Source organism: Sandarakinorhabdus sp. (assembly GCF_031430775.1).
In the GTDB taxonomy this organism is placed as follows: Bacteria; Pseudomonadota; Alphaproteobacteria; order Sphingomonadales; family Sphingomonadaceae; genus Sandarakinorhabdus.
Genome location: NZ_JANPCD010000127.1, coordinates 1 through 12,884, shown reverse-complemented (window position 1 = coordinate 12,884; position 12,884 = coordinate 1). Strand labels below are relative to the sequence as shown.

At 65.9% G+C, this 12,884-nt stretch carries 12 protein-coding genes and 1 pseudogene; 9 read left to right on the top strand and 4 right to left on the bottom strand.

Annotation, left to right across the window (positions count from 1 at the left end; all coding sequences use genetic code 11):
* Positions 1–93: 93 nt before the first annotated feature.
* Entirely contained in the window at positions 94–1,041 is a 948-nt protein-coding gene (locus tag RMQ73_RS07830) for an L-threonylcarbamoyladenylate synthase (RefSeq protein ID WP_310497566.1), read from the bottom strand.
* A gap of 46 nt (positions 1,042–1,087) precedes the next feature.
* Between RMQ73_RS07830 and RMQ73_RS07825 the strand changes: the two genes are divergently transcribed.
* The 3 genes from RMQ73_RS07825 to RMQ73_RS07815 all read left to right on the top strand — a co-directional run bounded on the left by RMQ73_RS07825 (position 1,088) and on the right by RMQ73_RS07815 (position 4,942).
* Positions 1,088–2,854, top strand: coding sequence for an acyl-CoA dehydrogenase (locus RMQ73_RS07825; protein WP_310497565.1), 1,767 nt, complete (start codon positions 1,088–1,090; stop codon positions 2,852–2,854).
* Between the two features lie 197 nt (positions 2,855–3,051).
* Positions 3,052–3,840, top strand: a complete 789-nt coding sequence (locus tag RMQ73_RS07820; protein ID WP_310497564.1) for a PEPxxWA-CTERM sorting domain-containing protein — start codon at positions 3,052–3,054, stop codon at positions 3,838–3,840.
* A 94-nt stretch (positions 3,841–3,934) separates the two neighbouring features.
* Complete coding sequence (locus tag RMQ73_RS07815) at positions 3,935–4,942, top strand: fumarylacetoacetate hydrolase family protein (protein WP_310497562.1); 1,008 nt, start codon at positions 3,935–3,937, stop codon at positions 4,940–4,942.
* A gap of 68 nt (positions 4,943–5,010) precedes the next feature.
* Here the strand turns inward: RMQ73_RS07815 and RMQ73_RS07810 are convergent, their stop codons facing one another.
* Both RMQ73_RS07810 and RMQ73_RS07805 read right to left on the bottom strand, forming a co-directional pair.
* The gene (locus RMQ73_RS07810; protein ID WP_310497561.1) at positions 5,011–5,496 is read right to left on the bottom strand and encodes a globin; all 486 of its coding nucleotides are present in this window, start codon (positions 5,494–5,496) and stop codon (positions 5,011–5,013) included.
* 138 nt (positions 5,497–5,634) lie between these two features.
* Positions 5,635–6,099, bottom strand: a complete 465-nt coding sequence (locus tag RMQ73_RS07805; RefSeq protein WP_310497560.1) for an outer membrane beta-barrel protein — start codon at positions 6,097–6,099, stop codon at positions 5,635–5,637.
* Between the two features lie 238 nt (positions 6,100–6,337).
* On the opposite strand from RMQ73_RS07805, the gene argS reads away from it, so the two are divergent.
* The 5 genes from argS to scpB are packed head-to-tail and all read left to right on the top strand — an operon-like array spanning position 6,338 to position 11,325.
* Complete coding sequence (argS, locus tag RMQ73_RS07800; RefSeq protein WP_310497558.1) at positions 6,338–8,083, top strand: arginine--tRNA ligase; 1,746 nt, start codon at positions 6,338–6,340, stop codon at positions 8,081–8,083.
* Positions 8,083–8,952, top strand: a complete 870-nt coding sequence (locus RMQ73_RS07795; RefSeq protein ID WP_310497556.1) for an SPOR domain-containing protein — start codon at positions 8,083–8,085, stop codon at positions 8,950–8,952. The genes argS and RMQ73_RS07795 overlap by 1 nt, the downstream gene beginning before the upstream one ends.
* A 4-nt stretch (positions 8,953–8,956) precedes the next feature.
* Entirely contained in the window at positions 8,957–9,997 is a 1,041-nt protein-coding gene (locus RMQ73_RS07790) for a glycoside hydrolase family 3 N-terminal domain-containing protein (RefSeq protein ID WP_310497554.1), read from the top strand.
* 3 nt (positions 9,998–10,000) lie between these two features.
* On the top strand, positions 10,001–10,759 hold the full coding sequence (locus RMQ73_RS07785) for a ScpA family protein (protein WP_310497552.1): 759 nt from the start codon (positions 10,001–10,003) through the stop codon (positions 10,757–10,759).
* Entirely contained in the window at positions 10,756–11,325 is a 570-nt protein-coding gene (gene scpB, locus RMQ73_RS07780) for an SMC-Scp complex subunit ScpB (protein WP_310497550.1), read from the top strand. The genes RMQ73_RS07785 and scpB overlap by 4 nt, the downstream gene beginning before the upstream one ends.
* Before the next feature lie 136 nt (positions 11,326–11,461).
* Here scpB and RMQ73_RS07775 read toward each other — a convergent pair whose 3' ends face one another.
* The gene (locus tag RMQ73_RS07775) at positions 11,462–12,157 is read right to left on the bottom strand and encodes a cell cycle transcriptional regulator TrcR (RefSeq protein ID WP_310497548.1); all 696 of its coding nucleotides are present in this window, start codon (positions 12,155–12,157) and stop codon (positions 11,462–11,464) included.
* Positions 12,158–12,325: 168 nt separating this feature from the next.
* Here RMQ73_RS07775 and RMQ73_RS07770 point away from each other — a divergent pair.
* Positions 12,326–12,884 (top strand): annotated as a pseudogene (locus RMQ73_RS07770) (kynureninase); the annotation flags it as partial.

The following is a 12,884-nucleotide window of genomic DNA, read 5'->3' as shown; positions in this document are numbered from 1 at the left end:
GATTGCGTCCGCTGCCGATACAATGATCGAGACATGGTCCGGTTTCCCTGCCCGCGATAGTATTTTTCCTTGTCCCGGTAGCGACCCGCCGCCTCAAACCCTCGGCGCCGCAGCCCTTCGCAGCCGGTCGTTGATGGCGGCGCCCAGGCCGTGGTGCGGAATAGGCGCGACGGCGATGGCAGGGCGGCCAGAGGCCTGTGCCTCGTGGAGCAGGGCGAAAAGGCGCGCAGCGGCTTCGGTGAGATCGCCGGTGGGGGAGAGGTTGGCATCGCCGGTGATGCTGCCGAAGCCGACATGGAATTCGCTTGCGCTGGCGGTCAAGGCGCCGAGGCGGACCGGCTGGCTCGGCGCATAGTGGCTGGCGAGCATGCCGGGGGCGGTAATGGCCGGCGCAGCGCCCTGCACAGACCGGCCCGGCCCGGCGATGGCAGCAATAGCTTCGGCGGGCACGGCGCCGGGGCGCAGCAGCGTCCAGGCGTCATTTTCGACCGCAATGATCGTCGATTCCAGCCCGGCCGCGCTCGGCCCGCCATCCAATATCAGGCCGACATCTTCCCCTAATGACGCATCGACATGCGCGGCACTGGTCGGCGAAATCCGGCCCGAGGCGTTGGCGGACGGCGCTGCCAATGGCCCGACCGCGGCAATCAGCGCCTGCATCACCGGATGCGCCGGGCAGCGCAGTGCCAGTGTCGGCAGGCCGGCGCTGACCAGATCGGCAACGGGCGCGCCCGCCAGGCGCGGCAAGACCAGAGTCAGCGGCCCCGGCCAGAACGCCGCCATCAACTGCGCGGCCAGCGGCGACACATGCACCAACGTCTGAGCCTGCACGGCGCCAGACACATGCACGATCAACGGATTGAAGCCGGGCCGCTGTTTGGCCTCATAAATGCGCGCCACAGCCGCCCCGTCATCAGCGCGTGCGGCCAAACCATAGACGGTCTCGGTCGGCACCGCCGCGATGCCGCCGGCGCGCAGCACCGCCGCGGCTGCGGCAATGCCATCAGCATCAGCGGCAAGGATGCGGCTTTTGTCGGTCATCGCCCGCGTCTATACCGGCTGCGACAACAGCCCAAGGCCGATTTGCATGCCCTATACCGCGCCCATCACCGAACAGCAGTTCGTGCTCGACACCATTGCCGATGTGCCGGGGCTGGCGGCCTTGCCGCAATACGGCAATGCGACCCCCGACATGGTCGCCGCGATCCTGTCCGAGGCCGGCAAGCTGGCCAGCGGCGTGTTCGCGCCGCTCAACATGGTGGGCGACCAGACGCATGCCCGGCTGGCGGACGGTGTCGTCACGCTGCCGCCGGGCTTTGCCGATGCCTATCGCCTGTATGTCGACGGCGGCTGGGCCGGGCTTGGCGTTGCAGAAGCGCACGGCGGCCAGGGCCTGCCGTTCGTGGTCGCGGTCGCCGTGCAGGAACAGCTCACCAGCGCCAACATGGCGTTCGCGCTGTGCATGATGCTGAGCCAGGGCGCCATCGAGGCATTGGCGGCGCATGCGTCCCCGGCATTGCAGGAACGCTATCTGTCCAAGCTGGTCAGCGGCGAATGGACAGGCACCATGAACCTGACCGAGCCGTCCGCCGGTTCCGATGTCGGCGCGCTGAAATCGCGCGCCGAGCCAGTTGGCGACGGCAGCTACCGCGTCAAGGGCACCAAGATCTACATCACCTGGGGCGAACATGATGCGGCGGACAATATCGTCCATCTGGTGCTGGCGCGGCTGCCCGATGCGCCGGCCGGCACCAAGGGGATTTCGCTGTTCCTCGTGCCCAAATTCCTGCCCGATGGCGCGCGCAACGACCTGAAGTGCGTCGGCATGGAGCACAAGCTTGGCATCCATGCCTCGCCCACCTGCACGATGTCATTCGGCGACAACGACAATTGCATCGGCTGGCTGGTCGGCGATGAAGGCGCCGGGATGCGCGCCATGTTCACCATGATGAATAACGCCCGCGTGCAGGTCGGCCTGCAAGGTGTCGCCATTGCCGAGGCGGCAACCCAGCATGCGCTGACCTATGCGCGCAGCCGCGTGCAGTCGGCAAAATTCGGCGGCAGCCGTGATCCGGTGCGCATCATCGAACACGCCGATGTCCGCCGCACATTGATGACCTGCCGCGCGCTGACCGAGGCGACGCGGGCGCTGGTGTATCTGAACGCGGCAGCGGTGGACCGCGCCCACGCGGGCGACAGACAAGGCGCCGGCCTCGCGGATCTGCTGACGCCGATTTCAAAGGCATGGGCGACCGATGTCGGCGTCGAGGTGGCGTCGATGGCGCTGCAAGTGTTCGGCGGCATGGGTTATGTCGAGGAAACCGGTGCGGTGCAGTTCCTGAGGGACGCCCGCATAGCGCCGATCTATGAAGGCACCAACGGCATCCAGGCGCTGGATCTTGTCGGCCGCAAGCTGGGCATGGACGGCGGCGCGCATTGGCAGGAGGTGTTTGCCCAAATCGGCGACACGCTGGGCGAGCTCGGCGCCAGTGCCGAATTGCGCGGCCTTGCGCCATGGCTGGAGGATGCGCTTGCCGCCACCCGCGCCGCAACGGTCTGGATGACCGGCGCCAATAACCCGGATGATATCGCCGCCGGCGCGACGCCATATCTGCGCATGATGGGCATCACCATCGGCGGATGGTTGCTGGCCAAACAGGCGCTTGTCGCGTCGGCACAGCTGAAGGCCGCCCCGGCCGATTCTGGGCTCGACCCCAAATTCCTCAACGCAAAGATCGTCACAGCGCGTTTCTTTGCCGAACAGATCCTGCCGCAGGTCGGCGCGCTGTCCGGCCCGGTCACGCGCGGCGCGGCGACGCTGTTCGCGACCTCCGAAGACGAATTGTCGGCCTAGCGCATCCCGCTCGACACGGCCGCATTCGCCTGAAAACGTCGGTAGATTTTACACTCTGCAAAATGGCGACATAGCCAGTTACAATGAAATCAACTGCTTGACGCGAAAAGCCATGTGGCACGTTTATTGCAGAGTTGTAATGCTAATCAAGCGACCTGACTGCGTCGCGATACCGAAAACCACTGGAGTTTGCGTTTATGAAACGCCTTGCAATCATTGCGGCCCTGGCAACGCTGGCCGTTGCCGCACCGGCGGCCGCCGTTGTGACCACCTTTGCCTCCTTCGGCCCGATCAGCGGCGCCAACCTTCGTTTCGTGAACTCCGGCACCGGCGCCAGCCGCGCCAACGATGCGGTTTATTATACGACTGCAACGCCGACCGGCACTGTGGCCGGTGCGGTGAGCGTCAATTTCAGTTTTCTGAATTCGGCGCTTTCGCCCTTCGTCACCAACGTCACCTCCTTGTATCGGCTTGACGCCGTCGTTGCGAAGGGTTCGCCTGCGCAATTGCTCGGGTCGCTTCTTGTCCAGGGCGGCATCAGCGGCACCTTCAGCTATCTTACGACATCAGCGATCACGGTCAGCGGCCCCGGCTTTGTGACCACGACCTACGCCGCAGGCTCCAACCTGCTGTCAGGCAGCTTCAGCAATGCCTCTATCCTCGCCACAAACGGCGGCACGTCGGGCTCCAGCTTTGCCTCGGGCCTGATAGGCACGAACATCTCCTTCACGTCCGACTTCCTGTTGTTCGCGCCGGGCTCGGGCCTGGACCGGTCGACGACATTCACCTCGATTACAGCGGCTTCGGCCGTGGCCGCAAATGGCGCCCTGCGCAGCTTCCGCACAGTGACCGGCGGAACATATTCGGCCGATCCGGTGCCGCGTGCGGTCTCGGCCGTGCCGGAACCGGCAAACTGGATCATGCTGATTGCCGGCTTCGCGCTGGTCGGTGTCTCGGCTCGCCGCAATCGCGCCGTCGCTGCCTGATCATTGCAGGAACTGACAATGGCGGGTCCACAGGGCCCGCCATTTTCATGTCCGGCCCTTGCGCGCAGCAAGCGCGCAGTCCAACATCACAATCATGAAACTAGCCTCATTGCACCACGGCCGGGATGGCCGGCTCGTCGTAGTCTCTGATGATCTGGCATGGTGCGCCGCACCGCCGCCCATGTATCCGACGCTGCAATCCGCCCTTGATGACTGGGAACGCGCCGCGCCCATCCTCGAAGGGGTGGCGCTCAGCCTGGCGCACGATGCCGTGCCGCATGCCCGCTTTCACGAACGCGAGGCCGCAGCGCCGCTGCCGCGCGCCTTTCAATGGGCCGATGGCTCGGCCTATGTGAACCATGTTGAATTGGTGCGCCGGGCGCGCGGTGCCGAACTGCCGGCCAGTTTCTGGCATGATCCGCTGATGTACCAGGGCGGCAGCGACCAGTTTCTGGGGGCGCGCGATGCCATTGCGTTTCATGATCCGGCCTGGGGCCTTGATCTGGAGGCCGAGGTTGTCGTCGTCACCGGTGATGTGCCGCAGGGCGCCAGCCGCGAACAGGCGCTGGCTGCCATCCGCCTCGTGGGCCTGGTCAATGATGTGTCGCTGCGCGGGCTGATCCCCGATGAACTCGCCAAGGGCTTTGGGTTTGTCCAGTCCAAGCCGGCGAGCGCGCTATCACCGGTGTTCGTCACCCCCGACACGTTGGGGGCAAGCTGGCAGGACGGCAAGTTGCACGGCGTGCTCAGCGTCGATCTGAACGGCGCGCCCTTTGGCCGGGCCGATGCCGGCACCGACATGACATTCGATTTCGGCACGTTGATCGCGCATCTGGCCAAGACGCGGAACATCGTGGCCGGCAGCATCATCGGGTCGGGCACCGTGTCGAACCGTGATGCTGGCGGAGGCCCGGGCAAGCCGGTGGCCGATGGTGGGCGCGGTTACAGCTGCATCGCCGAAATCCGCATGATCGAGACGATTGCATCAGGCGCGCCCGTCACGCCGTGGCTGAAGCCGGGTGATACGGTGCGGATTGAAATGTTGGACAACGCCAATCATAGTATCTTCGGCGCGATCGAACAGACGGTCACCGCCTCCTGAACATCGCAGATCGGGCGCCGCACGCGCTATTGTACACTTGTATAATAGCGCGTGCGGCCCGAGCCGTTTCAGCTTGCCGGAAAGCTGATGCCGCGAACGCCGGTGGGCAATATTGCCTCGACATCATGGACCCGCTGCGGGGTGTCGCTGCCGGGCAATTGGGCAATCATATCAGACACTTCTGACAAAAGATCGTCCCAGGCTGCGACCATTGCCGGCGTCAGGGCGCTGCCGGCGGCGTCGCGGATGGTGGCGGCGACGAGCGGGAAGAAATCGGCAAAAACGTGGCGCGAAATGCCGTAATTGTCATGCGTCACCGCCTCGGATTCGATGTAAAGCCGCGCCCATTGCTGCGGCCCGGCCATGTCCATGATGGCCTCGAACACGCGGGTCAGCATTTCGCCCCGGATGGCGCCGGACCGGTCGCGCCAGAATTCGGCCTCCATGCCGGGATGCATGGCGAACAGCCGGGCATAGACCAGCGGCACTGGGTCGCCGGCCGCTGCGATGGCGGCGGCAAAACTGGCTTCGATCAAGGCGGCGCGGTCGGTCATGGCCTGTCTCCCTTGGCCAAGATTGGTCCATGATTTTGCGGAGCACAACACCGCACTTTGGCGAGCACGCATGAAAAAGCCCCGGCAGTTTGCACTGCCGGGACGATTTTCGCATTTGAAATCAGGATTAACCCGAAATCAGAAGGTCATGCCGACGCCGACGGCGAGGGTGTTGATGTCAACGATGTCGAAGTAACGACGATACTCGAGCTTGCCGTAGAAGCTGCCGCCGAACTTCTGCTGGGCGCCAACGCCGAGGTAGGGGGCGGTGTCGCCGCCGCCGAAGCCGAGGCCGCCAGCAGCATACAAGCGGGTTGCATCGCCGAGCTTGGCGCCGACGCGGCCACCAACGCCCCACAGGATGTCGGAACCGGAAACCAGAACCTTGTCGGCCGAACCTTCGACGCCGATGAACGCGGAATCGCTGATGTCGAAGTCATAACCGACTGCAACGCCGAGCACGGCTTCCGAACCGGAAGCGCCAAGGCCGTTGAACCAGGCAAGGCCGCCACGCACTTCGGCGCGGGCTTCGCCAGCAGCCTGGGCAGTGGAAGCGGTCAGCGCCATCAGGGCAACGCCGGCGAAACGAACGATATTCTTCATGTTTTGTCTCCCGTTAAAACAGTGACACGGCTGATGCCGACTTCGATTCGGCGATGCAATGATTATGTTGTGTTTCTTGTCATATTCATTGCTTTGATGCGCAATAATCGCCAAGCTGTGGCAGTTGTGCAACACGGAGGTCCACAGGCCGCAACGAAAGGCCGCCAGGGACTTCAACAAGGAAGATGACGCCGCCCCGACAGGCAGCTAAGAGCGTGTCTCACTCATTTTTCAAGCCATGGCACCTCCTTTGAACCCTTCATCAAACCTGTTTCATACCTATGCCGCCGTCGTGGAAGCCGCGATCGGGCAACTGGTCGCCGCCGGCGAACTGCCTGCCGGGCTGGACCTGCGCGCCGTGACCGTCGAGCCACCGCGCGATGCCAGCCATGGCGATTTGTCGACCAATGCCGCCATGGTGCTGGCCAAGCCGGCCGGCATGGCGCCGCGCGACATTGCCGTGCGCCTGTCGCAGCTGCTGGCCCGGCAAGCCGATGTGGCAAGCGCCGAAGTGGCCGGGCCGGGGTTCATCAACCTGCGCCTGAAGGACCATGTCTGGCACGCGCAATTGGCCGCCATCACGGCTGCCGGCGCCGATTATGGCCGATCGGGCATGGGCGCCGGGCAATCGGTCAATGTCGAATATGTCTCGGCAAACCCCACCGGCCCGATGCACATGGGCCATTGCCGGGGCGCCGTTGTCGGTGATGCGCTGGCCAGCCTGCTGGCGTTTGCCGGTTACACCGTCGCCCGCGAATATTACATCAACGATGCCGGCGGCCAGGTCGATACGCTCGCCCGCTCCGCGCATCTGCGGTATCGCGAGGCGCTGGGGGAAACCATCGAAATCCCCGAAGGCTTTTATCCCGGCGACTATCTGGTGCCGGTCGGCGCGGCACTGGCGGCGGAGTTCGGCCCAACATGGGTTGGCGCCGACGAGGCCGACTGGCTGACGCTGTTCCGCACCCGCACCGTCGCCCTGATGATGGACCGCATCCGCGATGATCTGGCGCTGCTGGGCATCCGCCAGGACGTGTTCTTTTCCGAAGCGTCGCTGGGGCCGCGCGTGCAGGAGGCGCTGGAGGCGCTGGAGCAGCGCGGCCTGATCTATCAGGGCGAGCTGGAAAAGCCCAAGGGCGAGACCGGCGACGATTGGGAACCGCGCCCGCAAACGCTGTTCCGTTCGACGCAGTTCGGCGACGACAGCGACCGGGCGATGCAGAAATCCAACGGCAACTGGACGTATTTTGCCGGCGATGTCGCCTATCATTGGGACAAGCTGAACCGGGGTTATGACGCGCTGGTCAACATCTTTGGCGCCGACCATGCCGGCTATGTCAAACGCATGACGGCGGCGGTAAAGGCGCTGTCGGATGGCCGGGTGGCGCTGGATATCAAGATCGTCAATCTGGTGAAGCTGCTGCGCGCCGGCGAGCCGGTGAAGATGTCGAAGCGGTCGGGCAATTTCGTCACGCTGGGCGAAGTCGTCGAGGAAGTCGGCAAGGACGTGGTGCGCTTCATCATGCTCACCAAGCGCCCGGAATCGCCGCTGGATTTCGATTTTGCCAAGGTTGTCGAACAGTCGCGCGACAATCCGGTATTCTATGTCCAATACGCCCACGCCCGCATCGCATCGCTGGGCCGCAAGGCCGCAGAAGCCGGCATCGTGCTGCCGCCCGCCGACCCGGCGCTGCTGGACGGACAGGAACTCGCCCTTATCAAGCTGGCGGCGAATTTCCCGCGCATCATCGAACAGGCGGCACAAACCCGCGAGCCGCACCGCATCGCCTTCTATCTGGCCGATCTGGCCGGCGGCTTTCACAGCCTGTGGAATGCCGGCAATGACGATGCAGCCCGCCGCGTCGTGCTGGCGGACCGCCCCGATCTGACGGCGGCGCGGCTGGCGCTGGCCGGCGCGGTGGGGCAGGTTCTGCGCGGCGGCCTGGCGGTGATCGGAGTCGAGGCGGCGCAGGAGCTTTATTGATGGCAGGCGATGACGAAGCCCCATGGCTGAAGGAAGCAGGACCGGCGGCGACACAGGTGTCGCGGCGCTCGCTGTTCTGGACGCTGACGCTGCTGCTGTCGTTGGCGGCCATCGTTGCTGTCGGGCTGGTACTGCTGCTGGGCCGCAAGGATGGCGGCTCGACACAAGGCTATATGGAGGCCGAGCAGGCGCCGCTGATCGAGGCCGATATCGGCCCTTACAAGGTGGCGCCGCGTGATCGCCAAGGGCTGGATGTGCCCGGTACCGGCGATGTCATCTATGAGGCCGGCGAAGGCATGGACCAGGGCAGCATCATCGACAACAGCGCCCTGCCCGAAGAACCGATCGGCCGCCCGCGCGACCTGTTGCCGGGGGCAGCCGGCCCGGCTGCACCGGGTGCAGGGCCGAGTGTGGCGCCGAACGCTGTGCCGAGCGCCGTGCTGCCGGCACAGCCCGGCGCCGCCGTGCGAACCGCGCCGCAGACAACGCCGGTTCGTCCGACTGCCGGTGTCGTGACGACCGCGCCCGCTCTGGCGTTGCCGCCGAAAGCGGTTGTGCCCGTCAAGCCGCCGGCTGCGCCGAAAGCGGTTGTGGCTGTGCCTGTCAAGGCACCGGTCACACCGGCAAAGCCCGCCGATCCGACTGCGGCCGGCTCTGGGATCGTCCAGCTTGGCGCCTTTTCCACTCGTGAAAAGGCCGAGGCCGAATGGGTGCGGCTGGCTGGCAAAGCGGGCGTTTCGGGCAAGACGATCATATCCGTGCAAAGCGGCGGCCAGACCTTGTACCGGCTGCGCTCCAGCACCGCCGACACCGCCGCCACCTGCAAGAAAATCGTGGCCGCCGGCGGCGCGTGCAGCGCGGTGGATTGACGGGATGCAGCCGACATTTCTGGGCCTTGCCGGGCTGACGCTGGGCGACGACGAACGCGCATTGTTCCGCAGCGCCGACCCCGCCGGCTATATTTTGTTCAAGCGCAACACCGATACGCCGGAGCAAGTCCGCGCGCTGACCGCCAGCCTGACCGACCTGGCCGGCCGGGCGCTGCCGATCCTGATCGACCAGGAAGGCGGGCGGGTGGCGCGGCTGCGGCCGCCGCATTGGCCGGTGTTTCCCGCCGGGCAGCGGTTTGCCGACCTGTATGACAAGGCGCCTATTACCGCGATCGAGGCGATGCGGCTGAATGCGCTGGCGCTGGCAGCGATGCTGAAGGATCTGGGCATCACCGTCGATTGCCTGCCGCTGCTGGATGTGCGCGACGCGGGCGGCCATGACATCATCGGCGACCGGGCGCTGGGCATGGCGCCGATGCAGGTCGCGGCGCTGGGCCGGGCGACGCTTGACGGGTTCCGGGCCGGCGGCATCTGCGGCGTCGTCAAGCATATCCCCGGCCATGGCCGCGCCGCCTCGGACAGCCATCTCGAACTGCCTGTGGTGGATGCCAGCCGCGACGCGCTGGAGCGGGATTTCGAGCCGTTCCGCACGCTGAACACCGCACCAATGGCGATGACGGCGCATGTCACCTACACCGCCATCGACCCCCATCGCTGCGCCACGCTGTCGCCGATCGTCATCGACCTCATTCGCCGGGACATCGGCTTTGATGGCCTGTTGATGTCGGACGATATCGGCATGCATGCGCTGGGCAATCCGGCTGCGGGTGGCCTGGCGCCGGGCAGCAATGCGCTGCTGGATTTCGGGGCCCGCGCCATCGCCTGCCTTGATGCCGGCTGCGATATCGTGCTGCATTGTTCGGGCGATTTTGCCGAGATGCGCAGCGTTTGCGAGGCGATGCCCGACATTGGCGAAGCGGCGGCGGCACGGTTGGCGGCGGCCATGGCATGGGCCAGACCCGGCGATGCGACGCCGGCAGCGGTCTGGGCCGAAGCCCGCGACCAGTTGCTGGGCATGGCCTGAGCGATGGACGCGGCGTTCGACCTGCCGGTCCGCGAAGCGCCTGCAACCTTGGTGCTGCAACTGGGCAGTTGGGAAGGGCCGCTCGACCTGCTGCTGTTGCTGGCGCGCAGCCAAAAGGTCGATCTGGCGCAGATTTCAATTCTGGCGCTGGTCGATCAATATCTGGACTTCATTCGCGACGCCAAGGTCTTGAGCCTCGAACTCGCGGCGGATTATCTCGTGATGGCGGCATGGCTGGCCTATCTGAAATCGCTGCTGCTGCTGCCTGCCGAGCCAGGCGCGGCGCCGGACCCGGCCGACCTGGCACTGAAACTGCAATTCCAGTTGCAGCGGCTGGATGCCATGCGCGATGTCGGCGCCCGGCTGCTGGCACGGCCGCAGCAGGGCTGGGACACGTTCCGCCGCGCGCACCCCGAAGGATTGGCGCAGGACAGGATCGCCACATACGACACCAGCCTGTTCGAACTGCTGTCGGCCTATGGCGGCATCCAGGCGCGGAACAATCGCAGCGTGCATGTCGTGCGGCGGCGGCCGGTGATGGCGCTGGACGAAGCCATTGAACGCCTGGCGCATCTGTTGGGCACCGGCACCGACTGGACGGAATTGTCGCGGTTCCTGCCGCGTGACATTGCCGATGAAGACTATGCGCGGTCGGTGCTCGCCTCGACGTTCGTGGCGGCGCTGGAACTGACGCGCACCGGCAAGGTGACGATCAGCCAGGGCGCGGCCTTTGCCCCCATCCTGCTGCGAGCAAAAGCATGAGCGATCCCGAACTGATGCGCGCGTTGGAGGCCATCGTCTTTGCCGCCGATGCGCCGCTGACCATCACCGATATTGCGCGCCATCTGGGCGAGCGCGGCGATCTGTTGCCGGCCTTGCGCGAGCTGGCGGACAGCTATGAACCGCGCGGCATCAACCTGGTGGAGCGCGCCGGGCGCTGGCAATTCCAGAGCGCGCCCGATCTGGCGCATCATCTGCGGGTGGGGCGGGAATCCGTGCGCAAGCTGTCGCGCGCCGCTGTCGAGACACTGGCGGTCATTGCCTATCACGAGCCGGTGACCCGGCCCGAAATCGAGGAAATTCGCGGCGTGGCCGTCAGTGGCGGCACCATCGATGTGTTGATGGAAGCTGGCTGGGTGCGGCCCGCCGGCCGCCGCGAAACGCCTGGGCGGCCGCTGCAATATGCGACAACGCCGGGGTTTCTGGTGCATTTCAACCTGAGTGCGCGGCGGGATTTGCCGGGGCTGGCGGATCTGAAGGCAGCGGGCTTGCTGGACAGGGAGCCGCCGACAGAGTTGCCGTTGCCGTTGGGCGGGCGCGAGGAATAGGGGCTAGGTTGGGCGGCAAAGGGCGCGGGCAAAGCCCGCGCTTGACTTCGAACGGGTTCGGCGGACTTGTTGTCCGCCGCCCCGCCGGCCGGCCTTGCGCCTGTCGGCGCGCAAGCATGGCTTGCGCGCTCGCGGCTCAGCGGCGGAAAAGCGCCTCGCCCTGTTCCAGCGCGGTGCCGGTGCCCGGCACGACCGGCGCACCATGTTCGGCCAGATAGGCCGCAGCCGCGCGCTCGGTTTGCAGCTGCTCGATCATCGCCGCGCGTTCTTCGGCGACCTTGGCGGGATCGACCGTCATGTCGATACCGGCCTTTTTCGCAGCGGCGGCCACCAGTGCATCCATTTCGCGCTGGCTGGTCAGGCCCAGCGTCACCGGGTCGCGCGGCTGGAGATTGGCGTAGTTCCAATGGCTCTTGTCGCGGATGGCGGCGATGGTCGTCTTGGTGGTGCCGATCAGCTTGGAAATCTGGTTGTCGGTGATTTCGGCGTGATTCTTGATGATCCACAAGATGCCGTCGGGCTTGTCCTGCCGCTTTGACACGGGGGTGTAGCGCGGGCCGGACGTGCGGCGGGCCTGTTCGGGCAGCCGGGCCATTTTCAGCACATAATCCGGATCGGCCTGGCCGCGCGCCAGTTCATCGGCGGTGAGTTCGCCGGCGCGCAGCGGGTCGCGGCCCGCCAGCTTGGTGGCGGCGGTGTCGTCGGCGATGGCCTGGATTTCGAGTACGTGCAGGCCGCAATAATCGGCGATCTGTTCAAAGGTCAGCGCGCTATTGTCCACCAGCCAGGCGGCGGTGGCATGCGGCATCAGGGGAGTGGCGGGACCGGCCATGAGAAGTGCCTTTTTGTCGGACTGGAATAAAAAGAGCCGCCCCTGGGGGGACGGCTGGACAGCGCCAGATTAGTCGAGGATGCTGCGGCGCGCAAGGTAAAGCATGGGGGTCGCTGCCTTCGCGGCAACAGGGCTTGCCGTGCCCGCGCCATCGGATAAGGCAAGGTCATGACAAGCCCCCCAGATCTTGCCGCGCCCGACCTTGCCGCCCTTGATGCTGCCGACCCGCTGGCGCCAATGCGTGCGCGGTTCGCGATGCCGGACGGCGTCGTGTATCTCGACGGCAATTCGCTGGGGCCGCTGCCCGCCGCCCTGCCCGCCATCATGGCCCGGGTGGTGACGGAGGAATGGGGCGGCGGGCTGATCCGCAGCTGGAACGATGCCGGCTGGATCGGCCTGCCGCAGCAACTGGGCGCGGCCATCGCCCCCATCATCGGCGCCGAGCCGGGGGCGGTCGTCGCCTGCGATTCCGTCAGCGTCAATCTGTTCAAGCTGGCCGGCGCCGCGCTCGCGCTTCGGCCGGGCCGGCGCACGATTCTGATGGAGGCCGATGATTTTCCCACCGACGCCTATGTGATGCAGGGCCTTGCCGGGCTGGCGGGCGCCACGGTCAATCGTGTGCCGCGCGGCGATATCCTGGGCGCGCTGGACGGCGATGTGGCGGTGCTGCTGCTCACGCACGCCCATTATGCCAGCGGCGCGGTGCATGACATGGCGGCGATGTCGG

What these genes read in the sequence shown, in the direction of transcription:
- RMQ73_RS07830 (WP_310497566.1), bottom strand. Translation starts at nt 1,041, where the DNA reads ATGACCGACAAAAGCCGCATCCTTGCCGCTGATGCTGATGGCATTGCC.
- RMQ73_RS07825 (WP_310497565.1), top strand. Translation starts at nt 1,088, where the DNA reads ATGCCCTATACCGCGCCCATCACCGAACAGCAGTTCGTGCTCGACACC.
- RMQ73_RS07820 (WP_310497564.1), top strand. Translation starts at nt 3,052, where the DNA reads ATGAAACGCCTTGCAATCATTGCGGCCCTGGCAACGCTGGCCGTTGCC.
- RMQ73_RS07815 (WP_310497562.1), top strand. Translation starts at nt 3,935, where the DNA reads ATGAAACTAGCCTCATTGCACCACGGCCGGGATGGCCGGCTCGTCGTA.
- RMQ73_RS07810 (WP_310497561.1), bottom strand. Translation starts at nt 5,496, where the DNA reads ATGACCGACCGCGCCGCCTTGATCGAAGCCAGTTTTGCCGCCGCCATC.
- RMQ73_RS07805 (WP_310497560.1), bottom strand. Translation starts at nt 6,099, where the DNA reads ATGAAGAATATCGTTCGTTTCGCCGGCGTTGCCCTGATGGCGCTGACC.
- argS (WP_310497558.1), top strand. Translation starts at nt 6,338, where the DNA reads ATGGCACCTCCTTTGAACCCTTCATCAAACCTGTTTCATACCTATGCC.
- RMQ73_RS07795 (WP_310497556.1), top strand. Translation starts at nt 8,083, where the DNA reads ATGGCAGGCGATGACGAAGCCCCATGGCTGAAGGAAGCAGGACCGGCG.
- RMQ73_RS07790 (WP_310497554.1), top strand. Translation starts at nt 8,957, where the DNA reads ATGCAGCCGACATTTCTGGGCCTTGCCGGGCTGACGCTGGGCGACGAC.
- RMQ73_RS07785 (WP_310497552.1), top strand. Translation starts at nt 10,001, where the DNA reads ATGGACGCGGCGTTCGACCTGCCGGTCCGCGAAGCGCCTGCAACCTTG.
- scpB (WP_310497550.1), top strand. Translation starts at nt 10,756, where the DNA reads ATGAGCGATCCCGAACTGATGCGCGCGTTGGAGGCCATCGTCTTTGCC.
- RMQ73_RS07775 (WP_310497548.1), bottom strand. Translation starts at nt 12,157, where the DNA reads ATGGCCGGTCCCGCCACTCCCCTGATGCCGCATGCCACCGCCGCCTGG.